The 1,394-nt window shown below is 66.4% G+C and carries 1 protein-coding gene; it reads right to left on the bottom strand.

Annotated features, from left to right (window positions below; all coding sequences use genetic code 11):
* Positions 1 to 1,394 (bottom strand): CTP synthase (locus tag ACZ4W9_RS40295; protein ID WP_467944221.1); only part of this gene is annotated, 1,394 nt, incomplete at both ends.

Genomic DNA, 1,394 nt, shown 5'->3' with positions numbered 1-1,394 from the left:
AGCTTGCCGTCCGGAGAGGTACCGGAGAAGACGATGCCCGCCTTCTTCTCCAGCTCCGCACGGTAGGCGTTGTTGACCTCGTAACGATGGCGGTGACGCTCCTCGACGTACTCCCTGCCGTCGTAGACCTCGCGCACGATCGAGCCCTCCGCGAGCTTGGCCGGATACATGCCCAGCCGCATCGTCCCGCCCAGATCACCCTCGCCGGCCACGATGTCCATCTGCTCGGCCATCGTGGAGATCACCGGGTGACCGGTGGCCGGATCGAACTCCGTGGAGTTGGCATCCGGGATACCCGCCAGACTCCGCGCGGCCTCCACCACGATGCACTGCAGACCCAGACACAGCCCCAGCAACGGGACCCCGTTCTCCCGCGCATAGCGGATCGCACCGACCTTGCCGTTGACACCCCGCTCACCGAACCCGCCCGGAATGCAGATGCCGTCCACATCCGCGAGCTGCGCCTCCGCACCCGCCGGCGTCTTGCAGTCGTCGGAGGTCACCCACTTGATCCGCACCCGGGCACGGTTGGCGAACCCGCCCGCCCGCAACGCCTCGGTCACCGACAGATACGCGTCGGGCAGGTCGATGTACTTGCCGACCAGAGCGAGGGTGACCTCGTGCGCCGGGTTGTGGACCCGGTCCAGCAGATCGTCCCACGTCGTCCAGTCCACATCACGGAAGGGCAGATCCAGCTTGCGCACCACATAGGCGTCCAGGCCCTCGGTGTGCACGACCTTGGGAATGTCGTAGATCGAGCGGGCATCGGGACAGGCCACCACCGCGGCCTCGTCCACGTCACACATCAGGGAGATCTTCCGCTTGATCGCGGTCGGGACCTCCCGGTCGCAGCGCAGCACGATCGCGTCGGGCTGGATACCGATGTTGCGCAGCGCCGCCACCGAATGCTGGGTCGGCTTGGTCTTCAGCTCACCCGACGGACCGATGTAGGGCAGCAGCGAGATGTGCACGACGAACACGTTGTCCCGGCCGACCTCGTGGCGGACCTGGCGCACGGTCTCCAGGAACGGCAGCGACTCGATGTCGCCGACCGTGCCGCCGACCTCCGTGATGACCACGTCCACCTCGTCGGTGGCCATCCGCCGGATCCGGTGCTTGATCTCGTTGGTGATGTGCGGAATGACCTGCACGGTGTCACCCAGGTACTCCCCGCGCCGCTCCTTGGCGATCACCGCGGAGTACACCTGGCCGGTGGTCACGTTGGCCGAGCCGTCCAGGTCCCGGTCCAGGAAACGCTCGTAGTGACCGATGTCCAGATCGGTCTCGGCACCGTCGTTGGTGACGAACACCTCACCGTGCTGGAACGGGTTCATCGTGCCCGGGTCGACGTTCAGATACGGGTCGAGCTTCTGCATCACGACACGCAGGCCCCG

Source organism: Streptomyces sp. NPDC029296, from assembly GCF_055569255.1.
This window is presented reverse-complemented; position numbering and strand designations above follow the sequence as displayed.